General features: G+C 46.8%; 18 protein-coding genes, 3 tRNA genes, 3 rRNA genes and 1 pseudogene. 15 read left to right on the top strand and 10 right to left on the bottom strand.

The features are described from left to right. Positions 1 to 18 precede the first annotated feature (18 nt). The 3 genes from VER99_RS14145 to rarD all read right to left on the bottom strand — a co-directional run bounded on the left by VER99_RS14145 (position 19) and on the right by rarD (position 2,555). On the bottom strand, positions 19 to 678 hold the full coding sequence (locus VER99_RS14145) for a LysE family translocator (protein ID WP_020333390.1): 660 nt from the start codon (positions 676 to 678) through the stop codon (positions 19 to 21). Positions 679 to 769: 91 nt separating this feature from the next. Continuing rightward, positions 770 to 1,567, bottom strand: coding sequence for an AraC family transcriptional regulator (locus VER99_RS14140; RefSeq protein ID WP_020333389.1), 798 nt, complete (start codon positions 1,565 to 1,567; stop codon positions 770 to 772). A gap of 73 nt (positions 1,568 to 1,640) precedes the next feature. Further along, the gene (gene rarD / locus VER99_RS14135; RefSeq protein ID WP_020333388.1) at positions 1,641 to 2,555 is read right to left on the bottom strand and encodes an EamA family transporter RarD; all 915 of its coding nucleotides are present in this window, start codon (positions 2,553 to 2,555) and stop codon (positions 1,641 to 1,643) included. Positions 2,556 to 2,728: 173 nt separating this feature from the next. Between rarD and recQ the strand changes: the two genes are divergently transcribed. The 3 genes from recQ (at position 2,729) to VER99_RS14120 (ending at position 5,789) form a co-directional block, all read left to right on the top strand. Next, the gene (gene recQ, locus VER99_RS14130; protein ID WP_020333387.1) at positions 2,729 to 4,564 is read left to right on the top strand and encodes an ATP-dependent DNA helicase RecQ; all 1,836 of its coding nucleotides are present in this window, start codon (positions 2,729 to 2,731) and stop codon (positions 4,562 to 4,564) included. Positions 4,565 to 4,573: 9 nt separating this feature from the next. Beyond that, complete coding sequence (locus tag VER99_RS14125) at positions 4,574 to 4,879, top strand: DUF3630 family protein (protein WP_014233352.1); 306 nt, start codon at positions 4,574 to 4,576, stop codon at positions 4,877 to 4,879. A 241-nt stretch (positions 4,880 to 5,120) separates the two neighbouring features. Next, positions 5,121 to 5,789 carry a 7-cyano-7-deazaguanine/7-aminomethyl-7-deazaguanine transporter gene (locus VER99_RS14120; RefSeq protein WP_014233351.1) on the top strand — a complete coding sequence of 223 codons (669 nt, stop codon included), beginning with the start codon at positions 5,121 to 5,123 and terminating at the stop codon, positions 5,787 to 5,789. Between the two features lie 193 nt (positions 5,790 to 5,982). On the opposite strand, the gene gppA is transcribed toward VER99_RS14120, so the two are convergent. Both gppA and rhlB read right to left on the bottom strand, forming a co-directional pair. Then, the gene (gene gppA / locus VER99_RS14115; RefSeq protein WP_014233350.1) at positions 5,983 to 7,476 is read right to left on the bottom strand and encodes a guanosine-5'-triphosphate,3'-diphosphate diphosphatase; all 1,494 of its coding nucleotides are present in this window, start codon (positions 7,474 to 7,476) and stop codon (positions 5,983 to 5,985) included. 18 nt (positions 7,477 to 7,494) lie between these two features. Continuing rightward, complete coding sequence (gene rhlB / locus VER99_RS14110; RefSeq protein ID WP_020333384.1) at positions 7,495 to 8,808, bottom strand: ATP-dependent RNA helicase RhlB; 1,314 nt, start codon at positions 8,806 to 8,808, stop codon at positions 7,495 to 7,497. A gap of 111 nt (positions 8,809 to 8,919) precedes the next feature. Between rhlB and trxA the strand changes: the two genes are divergently transcribed. From trxA to VER99_RS14050, 12 genes are all read left to right on the top strand, one after another. Then, entirely contained in the window at positions 8,920 to 9,246 is a 327-nt protein-coding gene (gene trxA, locus VER99_RS14105; RefSeq protein WP_014233348.1) for a thioredoxin TrxA, read from the top strand. 195 nt (positions 9,247 to 9,441) lie between these two features. Further along, positions 9,442 to 10,701, top strand: coding sequence for a transcription termination factor Rho (rho, locus tag VER99_RS14100; RefSeq protein ID WP_005378757.1), 1,260 nt, complete (start codon positions 9,442 to 9,444; stop codon positions 10,699 to 10,701). Between the two features lie 108 nt (positions 10,702 to 10,809). Continuing rightward, the gene (locus VER99_RS14095) at positions 10,810 to 11,805 is read left to right on the top strand and encodes a hypothetical protein (protein ID WP_020333381.1); all 996 of its coding nucleotides are present in this window, start codon (positions 10,810 to 10,812) and stop codon (positions 11,803 to 11,805) included. A 95-nt stretch (positions 11,806 to 11,900) separates the two neighbouring features. Beyond that, positions 11,901 to 13,754, top strand: coding sequence for a 4-hydroxy-3-polyprenylbenzoate decarboxylase (gene ubiD, locus VER99_RS14090; protein WP_020333380.1), 1,854 nt, complete (start codon positions 11,901 to 11,903; stop codon positions 13,752 to 13,754). Further along, positions 13,751 to 14,020: a 2Fe-2S iron-sulfur cluster-binding protein gene (locus tag VER99_RS14085; protein WP_020333379.1), complete on the top strand. Its 270-nt coding sequence runs from the start codon at positions 13,751 to 13,753 to the stop codon at positions 14,018 to 14,020. Before ubiD ends, VER99_RS14085 begins: the two co-directional genes overlap by 4 nt. A 14-nt stretch (positions 14,021 to 14,034) precedes the next feature. Further along, positions 14,035 to 14,748 carry an NAD(P)H-flavin reductase gene (gene fre / locus VER99_RS14080; protein WP_020333378.1) on the top strand — a complete coding sequence of 238 codons (714 nt, stop codon included), beginning with the start codon at positions 14,035 to 14,037 and terminating at the stop codon, positions 14,746 to 14,748. Between the two features lie 473 nt (positions 14,749 to 15,221). Then, positions 15,222 to 16,774: ribosomal RNA gene (locus VER99_RS14075) — 16S ribosomal RNA — on the top strand. A 65-nt stretch (positions 16,775 to 16,839) separates the two neighbouring features. After that, positions 16,840 to 16,916, top strand: a tRNA-Ile gene (locus VER99_RS14070). 45 nt (positions 16,917 to 16,961) lie between these two features. Continuing rightward, a tRNA-Ala gene (locus VER99_RS14065) sits at positions 16,962 to 17,037 on the top strand. Positions 17,038 to 17,300: 263 nt separating this feature from the next. Beyond that, positions 17,301 to 20,190: ribosomal RNA gene (locus VER99_RS14060) — 23S ribosomal RNA — on the top strand. Between the two features lie 91 nt (positions 20,191 to 20,281). After that, a 5S ribosomal RNA gene (gene rrf, locus VER99_RS14055) occupies positions 20,282 to 20,398 on the top strand. The 16S, 23S and 5S rRNA genes sit together here with 3 tRNA genes alongside, the layout of an rRNA operon. A 41-nt stretch (positions 20,399 to 20,439) precedes the next feature. Beyond that, a tRNA-Asp gene (locus VER99_RS14050) sits at positions 20,440 to 20,516 on the top strand. Positions 20,517 to 20,643: 127 nt separating this feature from the next. Here VER99_RS14050 and VER99_RS14045 read toward each other — a convergent pair. From VER99_RS14045 to hemC, 5 genes and pseudogenes are all read right to left on the bottom strand, one after another. Beyond that, a pseudogene (locus VER99_RS14045) lies at positions 20,644 to 21,678 on the bottom strand (IS630 family transposase). 753 nt (positions 21,679 to 22,431) lie between these two features. After that, positions 22,432 to 23,613 carry a heme biosynthesis protein HemY gene (locus VER99_RS14040; RefSeq protein ID WP_014233343.1) on the bottom strand — a complete coding sequence of 394 codons (1,182 nt, stop codon included), beginning with the start codon at positions 23,611 to 23,613 and terminating at the stop codon, positions 22,432 to 22,434. Continuing rightward, positions 23,613 to 24,824, bottom strand: coding sequence for a uroporphyrinogen-III C-methyltransferase (locus VER99_RS14035; RefSeq protein ID WP_014233342.1), 1,212 nt, complete (start codon positions 24,822 to 24,824; stop codon positions 23,613 to 23,615). The genes VER99_RS14040 and VER99_RS14035 overlap by 1 nt, the downstream gene beginning before the upstream one ends. 17 nt (positions 24,825 to 24,841) lie before the next feature. Continuing rightward, on the bottom strand, positions 24,842 to 25,570 hold the full coding sequence (locus tag VER99_RS14030; RefSeq protein ID WP_014233341.1) for a uroporphyrinogen-III synthase: 729 nt from the start codon (positions 25,568 to 25,570) through the stop codon (positions 24,842 to 24,844). A gap of 2 nt (positions 25,571 to 25,572) precedes the next feature. Further along, the gene (hemC, locus tag VER99_RS14025; protein ID WP_020334065.1) at positions 25,573 to 26,511 is read right to left on the bottom strand and encodes a hydroxymethylbilane synthase; all 939 of its coding nucleotides are present in this window, start codon (positions 26,509 to 26,511) and stop codon (positions 25,573 to 25,575) included. Positions 26,512 to 26,643 lie beyond the last annotated feature (132 nt).

The following is a 26,643-nucleotide window of genomic DNA, read 5'->3' as shown; positions in this document are numbered from 1 at the left end:
CGCTTTTAAATCAGCCAGTTATACCGAAAAGGTACGGATGGTTTGCAGTAAGATGCTGCCACCGACTAGCGTGAACACCACACCGCATAAACCATCGATGTAAATACCGGCTTGTTGTAATCGTCGCTGCAATCTTTGTGTAGAGAGCATCCAGGCCAGGCTGGAAAACCAAAGAAGTGATAAACCAAATAGAATCACTAAAGCGATACCTTTTCCAGTAACAGACATGCCAGCAGGAACCAAACTCGACATTAAGCTGACGAAAAATACTAAGGCTTTTGGATTCAGAATGTTGGTCGCAAAGCCCTTAGTGAATGCCTGACGTTTATTACTGATCACCAGATTGTTGGCTTGATTTGACTGATCTGATTGTGGATTTTGGATCATCGCGATCACGGCTCGCAGTGCGCCAATACCTAAATAAAGTAAATAACTGCCACCGATTAATTGTAGAACGGAGTAAAGCGTTGGGTGTTGATGTACTAGGTAGCTCACACCAGTCAGGCTGAAAAAAGAGTGCAGCAAAATACCGAAGGACAATCCAAGCGCGATGTATAAACCAGTCTGGCGTCCATGACGAGTGGCGTTTTGTACGACTAACGCGAAATCGGGGCCGGGACTCATTAAAGCAATAAAGTGAATGCTGGCCAGAGTCAGCAGGATGGTTGATTCATTCATAAGACATCTCAAAACATAATGAAGAGGTTTATTCTCTCCGACACTGGCATGACGCGCTTGTAAAAAACTGACAGTAAATGGCTGAAAGGGACTAGCGTGTTACTTGCGAGGGAGAAACGCCGTAAGTCTGCTTAAAGGCTTTACTGAAATGGGCCTGATCGTAAAAGCCAATTTGATGTGCGACTTCGGTTCCGCATTGTCCTGACTGAAGCAGCTTCATTCCTTGTTCGAGACGAAGCCGTGCAAACCAGGCATAGGGCGTCATCCCTGTCTGGGCTTTAAAGTGGCGTTGAAACTGGGTAGGACTTAGTTGGCAGAGTTCAGATAACGACTCCAAACGAACGGACTGATCGAGATTTGCCATTAAGTAATCTTTCAAGGTGTTGAGCGACTGTTTTCCGAGGGGGATGACCCTTTTTCTGGCAAGTGATCCATAGCGATCAAAAAGCAGGTTAAATCCCTCAAATGGAAGACAATCTTTGGTTAACCGACTGAGATTATTGCGTCGAAGATGGCAGTGTAAGTTACTAAGTTGTGAAAATATCTGTGGATCGGAGATGATCAGCTCATTAAAGCTGATTATTTGACCGTTTTGTTTAAGATCGGCCAGATCACTAAATAGGTGCGGTTCGATCGAAAAGACATTCACTTCATAACCGTCAGCAAGTCTCGATTGACCATCGTGCAGCTCATCGGGCGGCATAATCACGATTTGTCCGTGCCCGACTTGGTGGTGACTGCCCTGATAATGGAACTTCTGCTCGCCATGCGTGATCAGACCTAGGTGAAAATCCAGGTGATAGTGCTTTTGAAAAGCAAATTTCTGGTATTTCGCCTCAATCAGACTTAGTTGGTCATGGTCGGTTGCGTAGTATTGAATCTGTTCCATTACATACAAAAAAGCTTGGTCATATAATGACCAAGCTTATCTATGAATTGGTGACTTGTCTTGTAAAAAACGATCACTGAGCTTGAATTGCCCTGCGGGAACGGCGACTGCTGCGCAGTCCATCAAAGCTAAACACTACTAATGCTCCCCAGATAAAGGCGAATGTAATCGCTTTATCCATGGTGAAGGCTTCACCGTAAATCAAGACCGCGAGCAAGAACATCAGACTTGGCCCAATATACTGGAAGAAGCCCAGTGTAGAGAGTTTCAATCGAGTCGCTGCGCCCGTAAAGCAGAGTAGTGGCAGTGTCGTCACCACGCCAGCGGCTATCAGCAATGTATTTAACTGCCATGCGTTGTCTGCCATGCTCGAAGTCGGTGAGCTTGCGATAAAGAACAAATAAATCGCGGCTGCAGGAAGCATGACGAGCGTTTCGATGAATAATCCGGTTTGCGCTTCAACGCTGACTTTTTTGCGCAGTAAGCCATAAATACCGAAGCTCGTTGCTAATGCCATAGCAACAATAGGTACCGAACCAAATACAACGAGTTGTACCAAGACACCGCAGGCCGCAAGTACGACAGCGAACCACTGCAGTTTACGCAGCCTTTCTCCGAGGAATATCATTCCAAGCAGCACGTTTAGCAGAGGGTTAATGTAATAACCTAAACTGGCATCAAGCATGTGGTTTGCGTTGACCGCCCAAATGAAAATCAGCCAGTTAGCCCCGACTAAAATCGCGGTAGAAACCAGATACAGCATCTTGGTTTTGTTTCTGATGATATCGCTAACCGAGCGCCAATGACGGCCAAAGTGGAGGAGTGCAGCAAGCAAAAAGAAAGACCAAATCACGCGATGGCTGAGGATTTCTAAAGCTGATACATCAGTAATTGATTTAAAGTATATTGGGGCGATACCCCACATCGTGTAAGCGCCAATTGCAAGCAGGACGCCTTGCCGTGCACGTTGCTGTTCTTCTTGTATCATGACGTGTCACCTAATTGTGTTTATAGAGCGGACGAGCAGTATACGAGTGGTGTTGGCAAACACCTAGTAATTTGCGGTTTTATTCACCATGAAACCCCATTACAATGTGCCCTCATTTTGTATGCTGGTGGCATACAAAAGCATTCCTATGATCACCCAATCTGAGACAATTCATGACCTCGACCTTGTTAGCCGAACCTTCAGACTCGCCTGTAACGCCTCAACGTGTGTTGGAGGACGTCTTCGGTTATCAAAAATTCCGCGATGGTCAGCAAGAAGTTATCGATGCTGCTATTGATGGACAAGACAGCTTGGTGATCATGCCTACCGGCGGTGGTAAATCTCTCTGCTATCAAATTCCCGCGCTGGTACGAAACGGGATCACCTTGGTTATCTCTCCGCTGATTTCTTTGATGAAAGATCAGGTGGACCAGCTAAAAGCCAATGGTGTCGCGGCGGAATGCGTGAACTCGACCATGAACAGAGAAGAACTGCTGAGTGTATATAACCGTATGCACAACGGGCAGCTGAAGCTGATTTATGTTTCTCCAGAGCGGGTCTTGATGCGTGATTTTATTGAACGCCTTGAAAGTCTGCCTCTGGCGATGATTGCGGTTGACGAGGCGCACTGTATCTCGCAGTGGGGACATGATTTCCGTCCTGAATACGCGTTACTGGGCCAGCTTAAACAGCACTTTTCTCATGTTCCATTTATGGCGTTAACGGCGACCGCTGATGATGCCACCCGTCGGGATATCTTAGAGCGTTTAAGACTGAATGACCCGCAGGTTTATCTCGGCAGCTTTGACCGCCCAAACATTCGCTATAATCTGGTGGAAAAACACAAGCCTGTTTCTCAGATCATCCGCTATTTGGAAACCCAGAAAGGGAACTGCGGCATTATTTATTGTGGTAGCCGCAAGAAAGTGGAAATGGTGACAGAGAAACTGTGTAACAACCATATTCGCGCAGCAGGTTATCATGCTGGCATGGATACCGATGAACGCGCTTATGTTCAGGAAGCGTTTCAGCGTGACGATATCCAGATCGTAGTAGCGACCGTCGCTTTTGGTATGGGCATCAATAAACCTAACGTGCGCTTCGTGGTGCATTTTGATATTCCGCGCAATATCGAGTCCTACTATCAGGAAACGGGCCGAGCAGGGAGAGATGGCTTACCAGCAGAAGCGATGATGCTTTTTGACCCAGCCGACATCAGCTGGCTGAGACGCATGCTGGATGAAAAAGACGATGGTCCGCAGAAGCAGGTAGAAAGCCATAAGCTGAATGCGATGAGTGCGTTTGCTGAAGCTCAGACTTGTCGCCGTCAGGTTCTGCTCAACTATTTTGGCGAATATCGTGAGAAACCATGTGGTAACTGCGATATCTGCCTCGATCCACCGAAACACTTCGATGCAACCGAAGAGGCACGCAAAGCGCTGTCTTGTGTCTATCGTGTGAACCAAAGCTTTGGCATGGGTTATGTCGTGGAAGTACTGCGCGGTATGCAAAATATCCGCGTGCGTGAAAATGGCCACGATAAGATATCCACTTATGGAATCGGCCGTGACCACAGCCATGATTATTGGGTAAGTATCTTCCGCCAGTTAATCCACAAAGGTTTGTTGTTCCAGAACATTACCCGCAACTCAACATTGCAGCTTACGGAAGAAGCGCGTCCATTACTGCGTGGCGATGTGGCACTGGAGCTCGCGGTACCACGTCTGGATACCGCAGCACGAGCGGCTAAGTCGGATAAACTGACCAGTAAAAACTACGATAAGAAGCTGTTTGCCAAACTGCGTAAACTGCGTAAGTCGATTGCGGATGAAGATGGCTTACCACCTTATGTGGTCTTCAGTGATGCGACACTGATTGATATGGCGGAGATTCTGCCAACCTCTTATGGCGAAATGCTTGCAGTCAGCGGGGTGGGTCAACGTAAACTTGAGAAATACGCCGATCCATTCTTAGATCTTATTCAAGAACATATTACCCATCACGGTTAAGGATATTACATGCACAAGGAATTTGGCCTTGCTGAATACATTGCCGAAGAAGGTCGTTTACTTATTACTGCGCCAAGCTTCGATTTGGATACGTTTCCGGTGCTGGGTGAGCGTTTGGTAGGCTTGCTGTCGGCCTCGGTTGTCGAGAAGCAGTGGGATGCCGATATTCATTCGTGGCTTATCGATTTTGAAGGTTGCCGTCTGTTTATGAAGGCAGAACACTACAGTGAAGCGATATGGTTTGAAGCTCTAGCAGTAGAAGAGAGCAGGGAAGAGCTCGATTATCTTGCGGGATTATTTCAACGCGGATTTTGAACAAAGCAGTATGATCTTGTTAAGGGTGTTTCACATGAAACACCCTTTTTTGGGTATAAACGTTTGCGTAAAAAGCACTGCTTGCGAGCAAAATTGGTTAATGTATAATCGCCCACCGCTTAGCTCTTAGGAGCCAAGTCAGTTTATTTTTTCATTTTACATTGTTGGTAAGAGTCGTTTTTATTTTAAAAGCGCTCGATTTGGGTTCCCTCGCCCCCAAACCAAACTAAAAAGGTATCGCATGAGTAACTTTACCCCTGCGCAGCAGCGCAACGCCCTTATTTATCTGGTTTTATTTCACCTGATCATTATTGCATCCAGCAATTACCTGGTTCAGCTACCCTTTACGATTTTTGGTCTCCATACCACATGGGGCGCATTTACCTTTCCGTTTATCTTTTTGGCAACGGATTTGACGGTACGTATCTTTGGCGCAGGATTAGCGCGTAAGATCATTTTCTTAGTCATGTTACCAGCGCTGGCCGTGTCTTACCTTTTATCAGTGGTGTTCTTTGAAGGTCAGTTCCAAGGGTTTGGACACCTAGGAGAATTTAACCTGTTCGTGGCGCGTATCGCGGTGGCGAGTTTTATGGCGTACCTATTGGGTCAAATTCTGGATGTGCATGTATTCAATCGCCTGCGCCAGATGAAACAATGGTGGGTGGCACCAACCTGTTCAACGCTGTTTGGTAATGCGCTTGATACCATCGCGTTCTTTGCTATCGCATTTTACCAAAGTCCAGATCCATTTATGGCGGAACACTGGACTGAAATTGCGCTGGTGGACTATGGCTTTAAGCTGGTGATCAGCCTTGGCTTGTTTGTTCCTATGTACGGTGTATTGCTGAATTATCTGATCAAAAAGCTGACCGCAGTGAATCCGGACTTCAAAGTGACGACGACTGCTTAGTCAGGAAGCGTTCCGCGAATACCAAAAAGCCGCTTGTTTTTAACAGCGGCTTTTTTGTGTTTTGTAGGGGGATGTACAGCATAGGAAGCATTTAGATCATGGGTGTCCAAAAGCTCTTTGAGCTGTACAGAACCATCATTAAGGCAATAAAAAAGGCTCCCAATGGAGCCTTTTACCTATCACTAATTCATTGTTAGAGCGCTGAAATTGTCAATGGCCAGCCAATATCGGTCTGGCGGTTTGATTCAATTTCCAACTCTGCGGCGGTTAGCGGGTTGGCTTCTAACCACTTAGCATCAATGCTTAATGTCAGGTTGTCACCTTCGGCAGAAAGTTCCACTTGAGGCTCTAAGCTTTGATTACGTCGATGAGTTAGCAAGACTGCAAGTCGCAATAAGCGCAATAGGCGTTTTGCACTGTTACCAGATAGTGCATGTTGCTCTGGTAATGAAGTGAGCTGCTCACGGTAACGGCGGGCTATCTCACCAATAAAGAATTTTTGTGCGCGTGTGAACCCCGGTAAATCCAAGTTTTGCAGCAAGTAAGCGCTGTGTTCACCACCTTTTTTAAAGTCGATGGTTAAGCCAATTTCATGTAACTTGGCTGTGGTTTCCAGTAGAACTTCACCCTGAGGCTCCGCAATCCACGCATCACCACCGGCTTGCTGCAATAGCTTACTTGCAAGGGTTGCTACTTGTTCACCGTACTCGCAATCCAATTGATAACGACTTTGAACACTGCAGATAGTGCGTGAGCGAATGTCTTTTTGGCGCAATTCTTCGACCATTTCGTACACCAGACCTTCACGCAGAGCGCCGCCAGCCAGTGTCATCGCGTCTATCTCAAGTAACTCAAACACAGCAATCAGAATGGACAGACCGCTTGGGAAGACCAGTGCACGCTCGAGCGTCAGGCCTTCTATGTCGAGCTCTTCTAAATGATCGGCTAACATGGCTTGCTTTTGCAGGCGTTTAAGTTTGGAGTGAGTAATTACTTCGTCCATTCCCTGCGCCAGCATTATCTCTTGTAGCGCCTGAACGGTACCTGAAGCCCCGACACAAACATCCCAACCCAAGTCGATATACTGCTCTAAAATCGGCTTGATAGTCTGTTTTGCACCTTCTATGGCGGCATCGAAGTTACGAGCATTCAGTTGACGGTCTTTGAAGAAGTTCTCCAACCAGGTCACGCAGCCCATTTTTAAACTGGTGAGTGCTTTGGCTTCAAAACCCTCTCCGATGATAAGTTCAGTGCTGGCACCGCCAATATCGACCACAAGACGGCGGCCACTGCCACCAGAAGTATGAGCGACGCCTTTATAAATAGTCGCCGCTTCTTCTTCACCGGAGATAACTTCGATCGGATGACCAAGAATTTGACGTGCTTTCTCGAGAAACTCATCCACATTCGTCGCAGTACGTAATGTCGCAGTACCGACGATACGAATGTTCTGTTTAGGAATATCTTGCAAGCGTTCCGCAAATAGACTTAAGCAGTCCCATCCTCGCTGCATAGCTTCCATACTAAGAGAATTATGTTCATCTAAGCCCGCCGCTAGACGAACTTTGCGCTTAATTTTAGCCATTGTTTGAACGCTGCCATCGATGTGACGCACAACGAGCATGTGAAAACTGTTCGACCCGAGGTCGATGGCGGCGTATAGCGGTGATGATCCTGCTTGACTCATATACGACTTAACATTCCTTTATGATTGTTTTGGCGCTGATTGACGTGGCTGACGAGGACGACGTCCTTGTTGCTTACGGTTACCAGAGCGAGTACCACCTGTATTCGTACGGCGTTGTTGCGTTCGTGGTGCACGCATACGGATTGGAGCTGGCAGATCTTGAATTAGAGCTGATGCATCATATTCCGATACAGGGATAGTGTGTTCAATGTATTCTTCAATCGCAGGTAGGTTGATCGCGTACTCTTCACAAGCAAAGCTGATAGAGTTACCACTCGCACCTGCACGACCGGTACGACCGATACGGTGTACGTAGTCTTCACAATCGTCTGGCAGATCGTAGTTGAATACGTGTGTTACTTGAGGAATATGCAGGCCACGAGCCGCTACATCCGTCGCCACTAGGATATCAACATCACCTTTAGTGAACTGCTCAAGAATCTTTTCACGTTTCTTCTGCGGTACATCACCAGTTAATAGACCAACACGATGGCCGTCTGCCGCCAGGTGGCCCCAAACTGATTCACATTTGTGCTTGGTGTTAGCAAATATAATCGCACGATCTGGCCATTCTTCTTCTATAAGTGTTTGAAGAAGCGCCATTTTGTCTTCGTTTGAAGGGTAGAAAAGTTCTTCCTGGATGCGGTGACCAGTTTTTTGCTCTGGTTCTACCACAACATGTTCTGGGTTATGCATGTGTTCAAACGCGAGTTCTTGTACGCGGTAAGACAGCGTTGCTGAGAACAGCATGTTCAGACGTTCTTTTGGCTCTGGCATACGACGGAACAAGAAACGGATGTCTTTAATAAAACCAAGATCGAACATGCGGTCGGCTTCATCTAACACTACCGCTTGAATGTAGTTTAGATTAAATACACGCTGTTTATAGAAGTCGATAATACGACCAGTGGTACCGATCAGGATATCGACGCCGTCTTCTAGCTTAGCCAGTTGCTTGTCGTAGCTTTCACCACCGTAAGCCAGTGCTGCTTTTAGGCCCGTGCTTGCAATCAGAGTTTCAGCATCATTGTAGATCTGAATCGCTAACTCACGCGTAGGCGCCATGATGATGGCACGTGGTTGTGTTGGTTTGCGACCTTCGTGCTCCGGTGTCGTCATTAGGTGGTTGAAGGTTGCAGTGAGAAACGCGAGTGTTTTACCAGTGCCCGTTTGGGCCTGGCCTGCGATGTCTTGGCCGGTGAGCAGTACCGGCAACGCCAAGGCTTGGATAGGGGTACAAAACTCAAACCCTTTTTTATCCAATCCATCAATAACTTGGGGCTCTAACCCCAAATCGGCGAACTTTTGCTCTGTGATATGCGTCTTTTTCATGGCTATAGAATATCAGCTAAAGCTTGCATTACGAAAGTAAATACATTCCAATAGGGCATCAAATTACTGGTTATCATCCAACCAGTTTCGAAAAACACATTGGAGTGGAAGATGAGTGATAAGATTTTGCAGCTAACTGATGACGGTTTTGAAAACGATGTAATCAACGCTGCAGGCCCTGTATTAGTAGATTTTTGGGCAGAATGGTGTGGTCCTTGTAAGATGATCGCTCCTATCCTGGACGAAGTCGCTGAAGAGTACGAAGGCAAACTCACTATCGGTAAACTAAACATCGACCATAACGCAGGCACACCACCTAAGTTTGGTATTCGTGGCATTCCAACGCTACTGCTATTCAAAGACGGCAACGTAGCGGCAACGAAAGTTGGTGCTCTGTCTAAAACTCAACTTAAAGAGTTTTTGGACGCAAACATATAATCACCAAGTGATTACAGATAAAACCGTGCAACCATCAATGCACGGTTTTGTTTTTCTAACTCTGGACTAGAATATTAATTAGTGCTAACTTATCGCGCGTTAATTGAACAAATTTCTCTTCTTGGTCGATCCTGTGACCAAATCCATCTTAACTAGAAAACAGATCTTATTTTGACTAAACAAGAATCCACTACCATGAACCTTACCGAACTGAAGAACAGACCTGTGTCTGACCTTGTAAAACTGGGCGAAAGCTTAGGATTAGAGAACCTAGCGCGCTTAAGAAAACAAGACATCATCTTCGCGATTTTAAAAGCGCATGCTAAAGGCGGCGAAGACATCTTTGGCGATGGGGTTCTGGAAATTCTGCAAGACGGCTTTGGTTTCCTACGCAGTGCCGATAGTTCATACCTTGCTGGTCCGGACGATATTTATGTATCGCCAAGTCAGATTCGTCGTTTTAACCTACGTACAGGTGACTCAATTGCTGGTAAAATTCGCCCACCAAAAGACGGCGAACGTTACTTTGCACTTCTGAAAGTCAACACGGTTAACGATGACAAGCCAGACAACGCTCGTAACAAGATCCTATTTGAAAACTTAACGCCTCTGCATGCGAATGAGCGCATGGTAATGGAGCGCGGTAACGGTTCGACAGAAGATATCACTGCACGTGTTCTAGATTTGGCATCGCCAATCGGTAAAGGCCAACGTGGTTTGATTGTTGCTCCGCCAAAAGCGGGTAAGACAATGCTTCTGCAAAACATTGCTCAAAGCATCGCTTACAACCACCCTGAGTGTGAACTCATGGTACTTCTTATCGACGAACGTCCGGAAGAAGTAACAGAGATGCAGCGTCTGGTTAAAGGTGAAGTGGTTGCTTCAACATTTGATGAGCCAGCATCTCGTCACGTTCAAGTAGCGGAAATGGTTATCGAGAAAGCGAAGCGCTTGGTAGAACACAAGAAAGATGTGGTTATCCTACTTGACTCGATTACTCGTCTGGCTCGTGCATACAACACGGTTGTACCTTCATCAGGTAAAGTACTAACAGGTGGTGTGGATGCGAACGCACTGCACCGTCCTAAGCGTTTCTTCGGTGCTGCACGTAATGTAGAAGAAGGCGGTAGCTTAACAATCATCGCAACAGCGCTAGTTGATACTGGTTCTAAGATGGATGAAGTTATCTACGAAGAATTTAAAGGTACAGGTAACATGGAATTGCACCTGAACCGTAAGATTGCAGAGAAGCGTGTTTTCCCTGCGATTGACTTCAACCGCTCAGGTACTCGTCGTGAAGAGCTACTGACTAAGACTGACGAACTGCAGAAAATGTGGATTCTGCGTAAGATTGTTCATCCAATGGGTGAAATCGACGCAATGGAATTCCTCATCGATAAGCTAGCAATGACGAAGACGAACGATGAATTCTTCGATGCGATGCGCCGTCAGTAACAACTGAGTTCTTATTTTGAAAAAGCCACCATAAATTATGGTGGCTTTTTTATTGCTTTCTACCGATAGAAGCCTCAAAATGAGGACTAATGTTATCGGGAGGTTAACATGCAACAAGGAATGTTGTCGTCATTACTCCTGAGTTTGTCACTCGTGACCATACCTATGACCGCGCCTGCGAAGGAAATGCAGGAGTCAGTGGTAGAACAGTGGCTTCAGGATACCCAAATACAAACCAAGGTCTCTGAACTTCTAGAATATGTTGTCAGGGATGAGGTTGACTCGCTTAAATTTTCCCTCAATCGACTGGCGTTACCTCAACAAGAGGTGGTGCGTTTCCGCTTACTCGAAAAACTAGAACAGCAAGACGTGATTCTTACGCCGCGTATGGCGCTGTTTGTTGAATCGCAAAGCCGTATTACTCCCACTTATCAAGTACTCGAGCGTGGTGAAGGTTACGAATTCACTGTGCCAGCTTTTAACTTTCCCGCCGTTGCAAGCCGCTTGATCAAGCGCTGGAAGCAAGACCAGAGTACACTAGAATTTGTTCTACAAGCGGAGCGAAAAGAGCTCGATCTCAGCCAGTGGTTAACTGCAGGGACTTCACAGCAAACTCAGGCTCGTGAGGCATTATTGATTCGCGAACTCGATAGCTTGTCTCCCGGCGCGTTAAATGCGTTAACCGTACAGTTAACTCAAATAGATGTGACCAGTTGGTTACCGTCCACCGCCGTCATTGCTCGTTTAGCGCAAGTGAGCCAGGATCAGTCGATGTACGATTTGTTGTGGAGAATGAGAGCGGACTACAACAGCCATGCCGAGCTGGAGAGATTAGCAGAAGCAGGCGATGCTTTTTCATTGCAGCAGTTGATGAACTCCACGGTGAATCCAACGCTCAAACCTTATGCTATCGGTCTTTTAACCAAAGCGAATCCATTAAGCCCCGAAGTGAAACAGTTTTTAATCACTAAGATGGCTTTGTCTGAAGAAGCGACATTGGTGGCGAGAGAGTTAGCGCAACAGGGCCATCAAAGCTGGCTTAAAGAGTTAGTGACGGGGAATTATCAGGTTAAAGCCCGTCAAATAGAGCAAGTGTTGCAGTAATACAATCCTTATACCCACATAAAATAGGAGGACCTTAGTGTCCTCCTATTTGTTATACTGCGAAAAGTTTAATCAGTCAGTAGTCATGAAGGCCTATGAGTTTTAAGGATTTACGCGAATATATTGATCACCTGGAACAGAAAGGTCGACTCAAGCGCATTACTCACCCTGTTGATCCCGCTTATGAAATGACAGAGATCAGCGATCGTACTCTGCGAGCTGGTGGTCCTGCATTATTATTCGAAAACCCTATTGGTTACGATGTTCCGGTTTTAACCAACCTGTTCGGCACCCCGGAAAGGGTCGCGATTGGTATGGGACGTGAAGACGTAAAAGAACTGCGTGAAGTCGGTAAACTGTTGGCTTATCTCAAAGAGCCTGAGCCGCCAAAAGGCTTCAAAGATGCGTTAGAAAAGCTACCTGTATTTAAGCAAGTCTTGAATATGCCAGCTAAGCGTCTGCGTAAAGCGCCTTGTCAAGAAATCGTGTGGCAGGGCGACGAAGTCGATTTGGATAAAATTCCGGTAATGAGCTGCTGGGCAGAAGACGTGGCACCGCTATTAACGTGGGGTTTGACGGTTACCAAAGGGCCGAATAAAAAACGCCAGAACCTAGGTATCTATCGCCAGCAAAAAATTGCTAAAAACAAAATCATCATGCGTTGGCTTGCCCACCGTGGTGGCGCGTTAGACCTTCGTGACTGGATGGAGACCAATCCAGGGAAACCATTCCCAGTCTCGGTGGCATTCGGTGCGGACCCTGCGACTATTCTCGGTGCGGTAACGCCAGTACCTGATACGTTATCAGAATATGCTTTTGCTGGCTTATTGCGTGGCAGCAAAACGGAAGTCGTCAAATCCATCAGTAACGAGCTGGAAGTGCCAGCGAGTGCTGAGATTGTGATGGAAGGCTACATCGACCCGACTGAGTTTGCGGATGAAGGTCCGTATGGCGATCACACGGGCTACTATAACGAAAAAGAAAAGCATCATGTCTTTACCATTACGCACATCACCATGCGTAAAGACCCGATTTATCACAGTACCTACACTGGTCGTCCGCCCGATGAGCCCGCCGTTCTGGGCGTGGCACTGAACGAAGTCTTTGTGCCTATTCTGCAAAAGCAATTTCCTGAGATAGAAGATTTCTATCTGCCTCCAGAAGGTTGTTCGTACCGTATGGCGGTCGTGACGTTGAAGAAGCAATATCCGGGACATGCGAAACGCGTCATGATGGGCGTCTGGTCTTTCTTACGCCAGTTTATGTACACCAAGTTTGTAATTGTGTGTGATGAGTCGGTAAATGCGCGTGACTGGAATGACGTGGTGAAAGCCATGACTGACCATATGGACCCAGTGCGTGATACGGTAATGATTGATAACACGCCGATAGACTCACTGGATTTTGCTTCTCCGGTTGTTGGTTTGGGCTCCAAAATGGGACTCGATGCGACCATAAAATGGGAAGCGGAGTTGGCGACTCGCACGCAAGTCAATCCTTCAGAGAGCAAACCGATCACTCAAGAAGACTTAGACTCACTAAAAGCCCTTCGTCCGGACATTGTCGATATCTATCTACCTCCGACGGCAAACAACCAGTTCGCTGTGGTAACAATGAAGAAAGACGAAGCGGGTCAATCCCAGGCATTGCTTGAAAGTCTGTGGGCATACTTTGCCGACTACACAGACATTAAGTTCATCATTTTATGTGATGACGACGTTAATGCTCGGGATTGGAATGATATTATTTGGGCAGTAACGACTCGCATGGATCCTGATAGAGATACGATTCAACTTCGGGGAAGTACGTCTAGCAGTTCGAAACTAGCGCTCGATGCGACCAATAAGTTTGAGTCTGAGGTAACGCGCGAGTGGGGTATCCCAATTAAGAAAGATCCTAAACTTGTCGCTAAAATTGATGAGATTTGGGACCAGTTAGGTATTCTATGAGTCATACAGTCCTCCTTCTTCCTATAAACGTATCATTTGAGGTTGAAGCTGGGGAGACGGTGTTGGAAGCTGCGCTCAACAATAATATTCGCTTCCCACATCGTTGCCGAGTTGGCGCTTGTGCCATGTGTATGTGTAAAAAGGTAACGGGCGAGGTGAGTTATCATCTGGAACCCATGTTAACCGACAAAGAACAGCAGCAAGGTTGGATATTTCCTTGCCAAGCCTATACAGAAAGTAATTTAGTGCTTACTTTTGATGAGTAAGCGAGAGGGACATCATGACCATCCAATGTAAAGTAAAGTCTATTCAGCCGTTAGCTTGTAATACTTATCAAATTCTACTTCACCCAGAATCACCAGTGTCTTTCAAAGCTGGCCAATACCTTATGGTTGTGATGGGCGAGAAAGACAAGCGCCCGTTTTCTATCGCAAGTAGCCCTTGCCGACATGAAGGTGAGCTGGAATTGCACATTGGTGCGGCAGAACATAACGCTTACGCAATAGAAGTCGTAGAATCGATGAAAGCGGCATTAGAATCGGGTGATGATATTGAAATTGATGCGCCTCATGGAGACGCTTGGATTCAAGAAGATAGCGAGCGTTCTTTATTACTGATCGCTGGTGGTACAGGATTCAGTTACGTACGCTCGATCTTGGATCATTGTGTTGCACAGAATAAGACTAATGAAATCTACTTGTACTGGGGTGCTCGTGACGAAAGCCAGTTATACGCAAAAGATGAACTTATCGCTATCTCAGAGAAGTTTTCTAACGTGCACTTTATTCCTGTAGTAGAAGACGCTCCCGCTGAGTGGCAAGGTAAAGTTGGAAACGTGCTACAAGCCGTCAGTGACGATTTCGAAAGTCTGGAAGACTATGATATCTATATTGCTGGTCGCTTTGAAATGGCGGGCGCAGCTCGAGAACAGTTTACTCAAAATAAGAAGGCCAAAAGCGAACGTATGTACGCAGACGCGTACGCTTTCATTTAAATACGGCTTTTATGCGATGAAAAAGAGGGTTTATTACCCTCTTTTTTACGTTTTTGATTAAATAATCATCGAGTGTTCGTTTTTTTGGTTTTTTTTATAAAAAAGGGTTGCGCTCCAATCGTAACTCCCTATAATGCGCATCCACCGACACGGCAGATGCGATAAGGCTTCAGCAAGGTCGGAGAGGTAAAAAGCTTCTACGAAAAATTAGTTGAAAAAAGTGTTTGACACTTACAATTAAATCGCTAGAATTCACCTCCGCTTTGAGAGAAAAGTTTCTCGCAAAGTAAGCTCTTTAACAATATAGACCTATCAATCTGTGTGGGCACTCGTTGATGATAATCCAATTAGAAACTTCGGTTTCAAATTAGGTTTCAATGATACGAAGTGACCATTGAATCTTCGGATTCAGCACAGTCAATTCAAACATTACTTTATGTAATGTTCAGTATTCATTGAGCCGACAAAATCTTAAATTGAAGAGTTTGATCATGGCTCAGATTGAACGCTGGCGGCAGGCCTAACACATGCAAGTCGAGCGGAAACGAGTTAACTGAACCTTCGGGGGACGTTAACGGCGTCGAGCGGCGGACGGGTGAGTAATGCCTAGGAAATTGCCCTGATGTGGGGGATAACCATTGGAAACGATGGCTAATACCGCATGATGCCTACGGGCCAAAGAGGGGGACCTTCGGGCCTCTCGCGTCAGGATATGCCTAGGTGGGATTAGCTAGTTGGTGAGGTAAGGGCTCACCAAGGCGACGATCCCTAGCTGGTCTGAGAGGATGATCAGCCACACTGGAACTGAGACACGGTCCAGACTCCTACGGGAGGCAGCAGTGGGGAATATTGCACAATGGGCGCAAGCCTGATGCAGCCATGCCGCGTGTGTGAAGAAGGCCTTCGGGTTGTAAAGCACTTTCAGTCGTGAGGAAGGTAGTGTAGTTAATAGCTGCATTATTTGACGTTAGCGACAGAAGAAGCACCGGCTAACTCCGTGCCAGCAGCCGCGGTAATACGGAGGGTGCGAGCGTTAATCGGAATTACTGGGCGTAAAGCGCATGCAGGTGGTTTGTTAAGTCAGATGTGAAAGCCCGGGGCTCAACCTCGGAATAGCATTTGAAACTGGCAGACTAGAGTACTGTAGAGGGGGGTAGAATTTCAGGTGTAGCGGTGAAATGCGTAGAGATCTGAAGGAATACCGGTGGCGAAGGCGGCCCCCTGGACAGATACTGACACTCAGATGCGAAAGCGTGGGGAGCAAACAGGATTAGATACCCTGGTAGTCCACGCCGTAAACGATGTCTACTTGGAGGTTGTGGCCTTGAGCCGTGGCTTTCGGAGCTAACGCGTTAAGTAGACCGCCTGGGGAGTACGGTCGCAAGATTAAAACTCAAATGAATTGACGGGGGCCCGCACAAGCGGTGGAGCATGTGGTTTAATTCGATGCAACGCGAAGAACCTTACCTACTCTTGACATCCAGAGAATTTTCCAGAGATGGATTAGTGCCTTCGGGAACTCTGAGACAGGTGCTGCATGGCTGTCGTCAGCTCGTGTTGTGAAATGTTGGGTTAAGTCCCGCAACGAGCGCAACCCTTATCCTTGTTTGCCAGCGAGTAATGTCGGGAACTCCAGGGAGACTGCCGGTGATAAACCGGAGGAAGGTGGGGACGACGTCAAGTCATCATGGCCCTTACGAGTAGGGCTACACACGTGCTACAATGGCGCATACAGAGGGCGGCCAACTTGCGAAAGTGAGCGAATCCCAAAAAGTGCGTCGTAGTCCGGATTGGAGTCTGCAACTCGACTCCATGAAGTCGGAATCGCTAGTAATCGTGGATCAGAATGCCACGGTGAATACGTTCCCGGGCCTTGTACACACCGCCCGTCACACCATGGGAGTGGGCTGCAAAAGAAGTAGGTAGTTTAACCTTCGGGGGGACGCTTACCACTTTGTGGTTCATGACTGGGGTGAAGTCGTAACAAGGTAGCGCTAGGGGAACCTGGCGCTGGATCACCTCCTTATACGATGATTACTCACGATGAGTGTCCACACAGATTGATACGGTTTATGTAAAAGAGACGATACTGGGTCTGTAGCTCAGGTGGTTAGAGCGTTCGCCTGATAAGCGAGAGGTCGGTGGTTCGAGTCCACTCAGACCCACCAATTCCCTTCCCAAGGAATTGGCATACAGTATCGACACACCTTGATGGGGCTATAGCTCAGCTGGGAGAGCGCCTGCCTTGCACGCAGGAGGTCAGCAGTTCGATCCTGCTTAGCTCCACCATCTTTAAGCGCATTAGCGATAGTGCTTTTAAAAATGGTTCTTAAATGAATCTAGCTCTTTAACAATTTGGAAAGCTGACAAAATAATCTTTAAGATTATTTGTAAAGTTCTCAAAGTATTCATGTATTTGAATACAACTAAAAACACATTCAAGTGTTCTTGGAATTTGAGTCCGGCAAAATCGAAAGCTGTCTCGCTCATTCAAATAATGAGACAGCAACTTTGGTTGTTTAACTTCAATTCGAAACTCCTTCGGGTTGTATGGTTAAGTGACTAAGCGTACACGGTGGATGCCTTGGCAGTCAGAGGCGATGAAGGACGTATTAACTTGCGATAAGCCCAGATTAGGCAGTAAAAGCCACTTGAGTCTGGGATTTCCGAATGGGGAAACCCACTTACATAAGTAAGTATCCTGTTGTGAATACATAGCAACAGGAGGCGAACCGGGGGAACTGAAACATCTAAGTACCCCGAGGAAAAGAAATCAACCGAGATTCCGAAAGTAGCGGCGAGCGAAATTGGACTAGCCCTTAAGCTTTATAAGCGTTAGGTGAACAAGCTGGAAAGCTTGGCGATACAGGGTGATAGCCCCGTAACTGACGACGCATATTCAGTGAAATCGAGTAGGGCGGGACACGTGATATCCTGTCTGAATATGGGGGGACCATCCTCCAAGGCTAAATACTACTGACTGACCGATAGTGAACCAGTACCGTGAGGGAAAGGCGAAAAGAACCCCTGTGAGGGGAGTGAAATAGAACCTGAAACCGTGTACGTACAAGCAGTAGGAGCAGGCTTTGTCCTGTGACTGCGTACCTTTTGTATAATGGGTCAGCGACTTATATTCAGTGGCAAGGTTAACCATCTAGGGGAGCCGTAGGGAAACCGAGTCTTAACTGGGCGTTCAGTCTCTGGATATAGACCCGAAACCAGGTGATCTAGCCATGGGCAGGTTGAAGGTTGAGTAACATCAACTGGAGGACCGAACCGACTAATGTTGAAAAATTAGCGGATGACTTGTGGCTAGGGGTGAAAGGCCAATCAAACCTGGAGATAGCTGGTTCTCCCCGAAAGCTATTTAGGTAGCGCCTCGGACGAATACTACTGGGGGTAGAGCACTGTTAAGGCTAGGGGGTCATCCCGACTTACCAACCCTTTGCAAACTCCGAATACCAGTAAGTACTATCCGGGAGACACACGGCGGGTGCTAACGTCCGTCGTGGAGAGGGAAACAACCCAGACCGCCAGCTAAGGTCCCAAATTACTACTAAGTGGGAAACGATGTGGGAAGGCTCAGACAGCCAGGATGTTGGCTTAGAAGCAGCCATCATTTAAAGAAAGCGTAATAGCTCACTGGTCGAGTCGGCCTGCGCGGAAGATGTAACGGGGCTAAGTAGTAAACCGAAGCTGCGGCAATACTCTTTGAGTATTGGGTAGGGGAGCGTTCTGTAAGCGGTTGAAGGTGTGTGGTAACGCATGCTGGACGTATCAGAAGTGCGAATGCTGACATGAGTAACGATAAAGGGGGTGAAAAACCTCCTCGCCGGAAGACCAAGGGTTCCTGTCCAACGTTAATCGGGGCAGGGTAAGTCGACCCCTAAGGCGAGGCCGAAAGGCGTAGTCGATGGGAAACGGGTTAATATTCCCGTACTTCTTACAATTGCGATGGGGGGACGGAGAAGGCTAGGTGGGCCTGGCGACGGTTGTCCAGGTTCAAGTGCGTAGGCTTGAGAGTTAGGTAAATCCGGCTCTCTCTAAGGCTGAGACACGACGTCGAGCACCTACGGGTGTGAAGTCATTGATGCCATGCTTCCAGGAAAAGCCTCTAAGCTTCAGATTGTAAGGAATCGTACCCCAAACCGACACAGGTGGTCGGGTAGAGAATACCAAGGCGCTTGAGAGAACTCGGGTGAAGGAACTAGGCAAAATGGTACCGTAACTTCGGGAGAAGGTACGCTCTCGACGGTGAAGTCCCTCGCGGATGGAGCTATTGAGAGTCGCAGATACCAGGTGGCTGCAACTGTTTATTAAAAACACAGCACTGTGCAAAATCGTAAGATGACGTATACGGTGTGACGCCTGCCCGGTGCCGGAAGGTTAATTGATGGGGTTAGACTTCGGTCGAAGCTCTTGATCGAAGCCCCGGTAAACGGCGGCCGTAACTATAACGGTCCTAAGGTAGCGAAATTCCTTGTCGGGTAAGTTCCGACCTGCACGAATGGCGTAATGATGGCCACGCTGTCTCCACCCGAGACTCAGTGAAATTGAAATCGCTGTGAAGATGCAGTGTACCCGCGGCTAGACGGAAAGACCCCGTGAACCTTTACTACAGCTTGGCACTGAACATTGACCCTACATGTGTAGGATAGGTGGGAGGCTTTGAAACGAGTACGCCAGTATTCGTGGAGCCGTCCTTGAAATACCACCCTTGTAGTGTTGATGTTCTAACGTTGACCCCTTATCGGGGTTGCGGACAGTGCCTGGTGGGTAGTTTGACTGGGGCGGTCTCCTCCCAAAGCGTAACGGAGGAGCACGAAGGTGGGCTAATCACGGTTGGACATCGTGAGGTTAGTGCAATGGCATAAGCCCGCTTGACTGCGAGAATGACAATTCGAGCAGGTGCGAAAGCAGGTCATAGTGATCCGGTGGTTCTGAATGGAAGGGCCATCGCTCAACGGATAAAAGGTACTCCGGGGATAACAGGCTGATACCGCCCAAGAGTTCATATCGACGGCGGTGTTTGGCACCTCGATGTCGGCTCATCACATCCTGGGGCTGAAGTCGGTCCCAAGGGTATGGCTGTTCGCCATTTAAAGTGGTACGCGAGCTGGGTTTAGAACGTCGTGAGACAGTTCGGTCCCTATCTGCCGTGGGCGTTGGAGAATTGAAAGGGGCTGCTCCTAGTACGAGAGGACCGGAGTGGACGAACCTCTGGTGTTCGGGTTGTGTCGCCAGACGCATTGCCCGGTAGCTAAGTTCGGGATCGATAACCGCTGAAAGCATCTAAGCGGGAAGCGAGCCTTGAGATGAGTTCTCCCTGATACTTTAAGTATCCTAAAGGGTTGTCGTAGACTACGACGTTGATAGGCAGGGTGTGTAAGCGTTGTGAGGCGTTGAGCTAACCTGTACTAATTGCCCGTGAGGCTTAACCATACAACACCCAAGGGGTTTTGATGGACTCAATGTAAGAACGTTGAATGTGTAAATTGAGAATTAAAAACAGCTTTCCGAATTAAAGAATTTGCTTGGCGACCATAGCGTTTTGGACCCACCTGACTTCCATTCCGAACTCAGAAGTGAAACGAAATAGCGCCGATGGTAGTGTGGGGTTTCCCCATGTGAGAGTAGGACATCGCCAGGCTTTAAATTTTGGACACTTGCTCAGGCGAGTGATACCACTGCGGAGTGGTAGTTCAGTTGGTTAGAATACCGGCCTGTCACGCCGGGGGTCGCGGGTTCGAGTCCCGTCCACTCCGCCACTTATTAGAAAGCCTAGTCGAAAGACTAGGCTTTTGTCGTTTATGGCGTATAGTTTCCCTTTCAGGGACATCGAGTCCTGCTTGTGCGCAAGCCCGGCCATTCCACTACTTATACCAATCTGGAAAATTAACTGGTCAGGTCTATCCATCTTCTCGAGCACATTTTGGTGACTCTTTTGGAGCTATCTAAAAACGATTCCATGCATCGCAGACTTTGGAGATGATGTCGTCGTAATCAGTAAAAGATTGGTTGGCTAAATAGCGTTGCCTCAACCAACTCCATACTTGTTCGATAGGGTTTAGCTCTGGAGAATAGGGTGGAAGTTTGATGACACTGACATTCTTAAAGTCATTGGTAATGTCTTCTGTATGCCATCCTGCTCCATCCATAACAACGACGGCGTGACGTCCCTTCTCTGTGACTGCCGATATTTGTTTTAAGTGCTCTATCATGATGTCTTTACTAACCCAAGGGACAACGATAGCCTCACCAATTCCTTTACTGGGACAGACTGAACCGAACAGATAGGCATACTCAAATTGTTGTTGCTTCACGGCTCTTGGGAGAGTTCCTTTTTCAGCCCATAAACGTGTGGTCGTGTTTTGTTGCCCAAATCTGGCTTCGTCCTGAAACCAGACATCGACACACTCTAAAGCTATATGTCCTGGGATCTTAAGGATCGTTTCGATTTTGAATTTTTTTAAAATCGTCTTGTATTTGTTGAGATTGTTTGGGGTGTTTTGAGCGGGAAGTTATCCATGAAAAGCCCATGTGGTCGAGCAGGTAATAGATAGAATCAGGGTGGTAGTGCTGGCCAAATTCTTTAACGATATAAGCGTGGATGTCGGCACCAGTCAGTCGTCCGCCTTGTGTATCATTGGCTTTATCTTTTATGTATTGGCTCAATTGCTCTTTTTGCTCGGAAGTTAAGAATGGTGGTCTTCCTGTCCTTGGCTTTTCTTGCAGTCCTTCCAGCCCTTCTTCAAGAAAGGTCTGAACCCACTTATTGACACTGGTTCGGCTTACCTTGAGAAACTTGGCGATTTGTGTGCGTGAGTGCCCATCTTTGAAATGAGCGAGGGCCAGCAGTCTCATTTTCATCTGGATGGATTTCTGCTGGCTTGCGAGCTTTTTAAAGTCGATATTATTGAGGCTATCCATAGCGAATCAGTTCTATTGTTGGATGACCTCAATTAGATCATATTTTTACTTAGATTGGTATAAGTTGGTCTTCGACCAATGAGTCCCGCAAAAGGTTTGCCCGTCGTCTGCGACCCCAGCCACTCTGCCACATATTACAAAGCCTATTCTGAGTGCTCGGTTTTATCGCTCTGATACTTTTGACTTTACTAGCTAGAGCGCTCCTACTTAAGGCGCTCTGTAGTCACCACAATTATCTTCGACTCTACCAAGTCCTTCTTCTATCGAATGTAATCAAGAAGGTCTTATCAGTTTTTCCTATTCACGTTTCTAAAAGTCAGAACCTATCTACAACGCAGTCTACAGAGAGTAATAAGGTGTATTCGGCAGCATTAATGAGTGAAAGAGGAGATGCATAATAGAGTCTATTTGCTGGTTAGTTTCAACAATAGATCCCGCCTGATAATCCAATTCTTTTAGTAAAGCCCTGTCCGCTTACGTCGCCTGAACGCAGCTATCCTTTTCTTTACTTAGAATAAAGATGACGACAAGGAAAAGTCTAGATTGAACTGAGAATGCCTATTTCGTTGCTGTAGAGAAGCTCCAGCAATTCCGTTCCTATATCTCTAGTTTGTCGTCTTAAATGTGGAATGAACTCTGAGAGTGGGCTTGTTTGTGGATTGAGGTTATTGGGAGGAATGAGGGGATGTTTGAAAGGTGATAAAAAAGCCGACACTTGCATGTCGGCTTTTAGCTATGGGTTGAACCATCTACTTAATCGTTTTGAACGAGTGTCAGCGCTTTACGAGAAACTTCGTGTGCCGCTTTAGTGAGATTTTGCTTCTCTAGTGTGTCGGCTAGGAAAGCGTAATCAGAAACGTCTGAACGAAGTTTTAAGGCTGCTTCAAATTGCTCCTGAGACTCATGCCATTTCTCTTGGCGGAAGTAGAAGTGAGCCAGTGCACTGTGTGCAGCTGCATTATCTGTCTCTTTCCTCACTACGCCTTCAAGGAAGACAACGATAGGATGGATGTCTGGTACATTTAACTCAGGAAGAAGCTCGTATAACTCCGGTGCTGGTGTTTTATTTAACGCTTCTTTTAATACAGTAAATGCTTCGTTATCTGCTTTACGGGCAATCAACTCGCGAGCAAAACATGCGATCAAATGAGGGTCTTGTTTTACTTTGCGAGCCAAACTGTTCCAGTGAGAAATCAATCCTTCACTACCTTGTTGTTGAGCAACATCGTGTAGCAATCCGCATTGTGCTGTTTTAATCAGCTCAATTTCTTCGTCTTCAGTCACCTGTTTTGCTTTGTTTAGCTGAGGCATCAAGTCAATTAATGGTTGCCATAGCTTCAACTGCATGTAGGTAGTTTTCAGCAGGTTTAATACAATCGGGTTGTTTGCGTGCTGATTTTTTAGTGAAGATAGCGTGTCAAATGCCGCTTCAAACTCATTGTCGCGAATAAACTGTTTGGCACGGGTCAGCTCAACGGCTAGGTGCGCGTTTTCTTGCTGACTCGCTAGCTCTAAGTATTTGTCACGTTTCTCTTTATCACCTTGGCCTTGTGCAGCTTCTGAGGCGACTAGGTAGCAAAGAAGTGGCATATCGTGGTGATTTGCCCAGCGAGTGACTTTCTTCTCTGCACCTTTCCAGTCACCTTCTAGCAATTTGATGATACCTTCATTGGTGTAGCGACGAGAGCGACGCATTTTTCGTACACTGAAATAGTTCCAGGTACTTGAACTTGCGTAGACCAGTTTCTTAATTAGGTATTCTAAAATGAACAGACCAGCAAGCGCCGCGATAACAAAAATGACCAGTGTCGTTACACTCATCTCAATGGTTTTCTCGGCGATCGAGATCAGAACGTAACCCTGTTGGCCTGAGTATTGCGTACCCACAAATAGGCCGGCTCCTAGAATGGCAAATAGGAAAATAAGACGAAACATTACTTATCCTCCGTGCCTGTCATAGTGGTTACTTCACGACGTAGGCGCTCACGAATAACATCTGATAGCTGAGACTGAGTTTCCAGTTTAGCCGGGTATTCAACCTGGATGTTTTGCTGGCTAAGCTGGCCGATTGTTTTGTTGAACTCTTTTACTGAGTTATCGTCCTGATTAAAGAACGCTAACGCCCATTTATCTGCTGTTTTTAGCGAGGTCGAGTACACTTCGCCTTGCTCTTGATAAACCGCTTTAATAGCCGTTTCTAGCTTAGCTTTGATGTTCTCTTTAAGGTAGAAATGCTGCTGAGGAGAAAGCAGTGGGATGACGTTGCCATCGCGAGTACGGAAAGTAATGAAGTTTTCTGAGAAGTCTTTCAAAGACGTCATCAAGTTATCTTGCCAGTTGGCAATGTCTTCAGACACTTCTTGCTCAGTCACAGCCGCAGCTTCAGGAAGTAGGGCATTAGCCAGTGGCATTTTGTCGACTTGTTGTTGTAAGGCTGTCAGACGCAGCACTAAGCCGTCACGGTCGATTAATGGCACGGTACGTAATTTAGTGATGTCATTCGCCATCGCTTTACGAAGGTTAACTAAACTCGGGTCATTGAGTGCAGCAATACGTTGGTCTGCGCTTTCCATCAATTGAGTTGCGCTTTCAACGTCGTGCTCTAGGAACAGCTTGCGACCAGCCAGTTTAACTAAGTAATCGGCTTCGGCCAGTAACCAGTCGTTTGGACGGCGGCCTTTCACGTCAGCCACAGCCAATTGAAGGCTTTCGATACTTTTTTGTTGCTGACCAAGAACCACTTCAGCTTTATGCGTTACCGTAGTCGCCTTCTCAATAGTTTCTTCTTTAACCTGAGTCAGTTCCTGCTTCATAGAAGCTTGAGCTTGTTCTAGTTGGCTTTGAAGCTGAGCTATTTTTGCTTGGTAGTCAGTCTGCTGTTCGTGAAGCTTATACGCTAAGCCTCCACCAAAGATGATCGACAAGATGATTGCGACTGTGCCCAGTTTGACGCCTCGCTTGCCTTGTTTCTCTTCAAACTCAACTTTCTTTTGTTCTGCTGGCTTTTCTGTATCAGCAGGTTGTGATGATTCCTTGGTAGGCTCAGCATCCTGTTTCGGGGTATCTTTTTCAGCTAGCGGTGCCGAAGAGGTTTCTTCAGCAAGGTTTTTATCGTTATTTTTTTGGTCGTTATTTTTACTTGTCATGCCTTTATCCTGTGTAGCTAGGGCTGGAGAGCAGCCAGTAATTCTTGGTTGGATGCGCTTCCTGTGCACCTCACCTGAGTGAACCCCTTTTGAATTGCGATGTCGGCGATACGCTGACTGGGTATATACAACTCTCGTTGATTAAGCCAAGCCAATTGATCTGACGTTAATTGGCTGCACAAATAATCAAGTTGTTCACCACTAGTGACGATGATCTGATTGATTTGTTGGGCTTTCCATAGTGAGACACAGCTTACTGGATCGAATGGGATGAATTCTCTCTTGTAAGTCTCACTATAGTGAACTTTTGCTCCACGTCTCACCAATGCATCTTTAATAAGCTCTCTTCCACCGTTTCCACGCAGAATAACAACGTTCTGTTTTTCTACATTGTTTAACGCTGGAAGTTGCAATAAGTGTTCACTATCACTGACTTGAGGATAGTGTACTTTTTGTTGCGTGCATTTGCTTAAATAGTGTGCTGTTTTTTGACCAACGGCAAGGTAAATGGCGTGTTTAGGCCATGATATACCGTTGTTTGATAATATTTGCTGTGCGCACTGCACCGCATGTCTGCTGACAGCAATAATGAAGTGTGCGTGATTGAGATGATCGGAGAGCTGTGTATCCGAAAGATCGGCAACAATGTCGATCAATGGATGGTGGTATGCGGGAATGCCGTGCCTTTCGAGCAGAGAGCAAAGCTCAATGCCTTGCTCTCCCGGCCGAGTGACCAACACTGCCATGATTAGTCGTGATCTGCGTACAGCTTTGTGAGAATGTCGCGAGCACCATTATCCAGCAGTTCATTTGCTAATTGGATACCGAGTGCTTCGCCATCTTTACGGTGGCCACGAATTTCGCCACGGACAATTTCGCTGCCGTCTGGTTCTCCGACTAGTGCGCGTAACCAAACGTTGTCGCCATCAAGCAGAGCGTAGCTACCGATAGGAACCTGACAGCCACCTTCCAGCGTTAGGTTCATTGCACGCTCACACAGCACTCGATCTTCAGTATCTTTGTGGTTAAGTGGCTCAAGCAGTTTGAGTAAGCGGTCGTCGTCTAAGCGGCATTCAATACCCACTGCACCTTGACCTACAGCTGGAAGTGATTGCTCAGGTTCAATAAAACTTCTGATACGTTCTTCAAGCTTTAATCGTTTCAGGCCTGCGGCTGCCAGAATGATAGCGTCGTATTCGCCAGCATCTAATTTACCAAGGCGTGTGCCTACGTTGCCACGCAGCTCTTTGATGATGAGATCTGGTCGATATTCCTTGAGCTGGCACTGACGGCGTAAACTGCATGTGCCGACAATCGCGCCTTGAGGTAATTCATCAACGCTGCTATAGGTATTAGAAACAAAAGCATCACGAGGGTCTTCTCGTTCGCAGATGGTGACAAGGCCTAATCCTTCAGGGAAGTCGACAGGTACGTCTTTCATTGAATGTACCGCCAGATCCGCACGGCCTTCCAGCATAGCGACTTCCAGCTCTTTAACGAATAAACCTTTACCGCCTACTTTAGCCAACGGTGTATCTAGGATCACGTCACCTTTGGTCACCATAGTTACTAACTCGACTTCTAAACCCGGGTGAGCGGCTTGAAGGGCATCTTTAACAAAGTGAGCTTGCCATAAAGCAAGTGGGCTTTTTCGAGTTGCAATGCGAATTGGTGTGGATTGTGTCATGATCTTCTCAAAGCTGTTTGGATTTGGCTTTATCCTACCATCCTCATCAAGAAATTCTTACTGTTAGTTGGATATCTGGCGGTGCTATGAATGGAATTACATGATGTTATGAAAATAGTGTGACTAGATTCT

It is taken from the genome of Vibrio natriegens NBRC 15636 = ATCC 14048 = DSM 759, from assembly GCF_035621455.1.
Taxonomy (GTDB): Bacteria; Pseudomonadota; Gammaproteobacteria; order Enterobacterales; family Vibrionaceae; genus Vibrio; species Vibrio natriegens.
The sequence above is the reverse complement of the archived record's forward strand: the minus strand, read 5'-3'. Positions and strand labels throughout refer to the sequence as shown.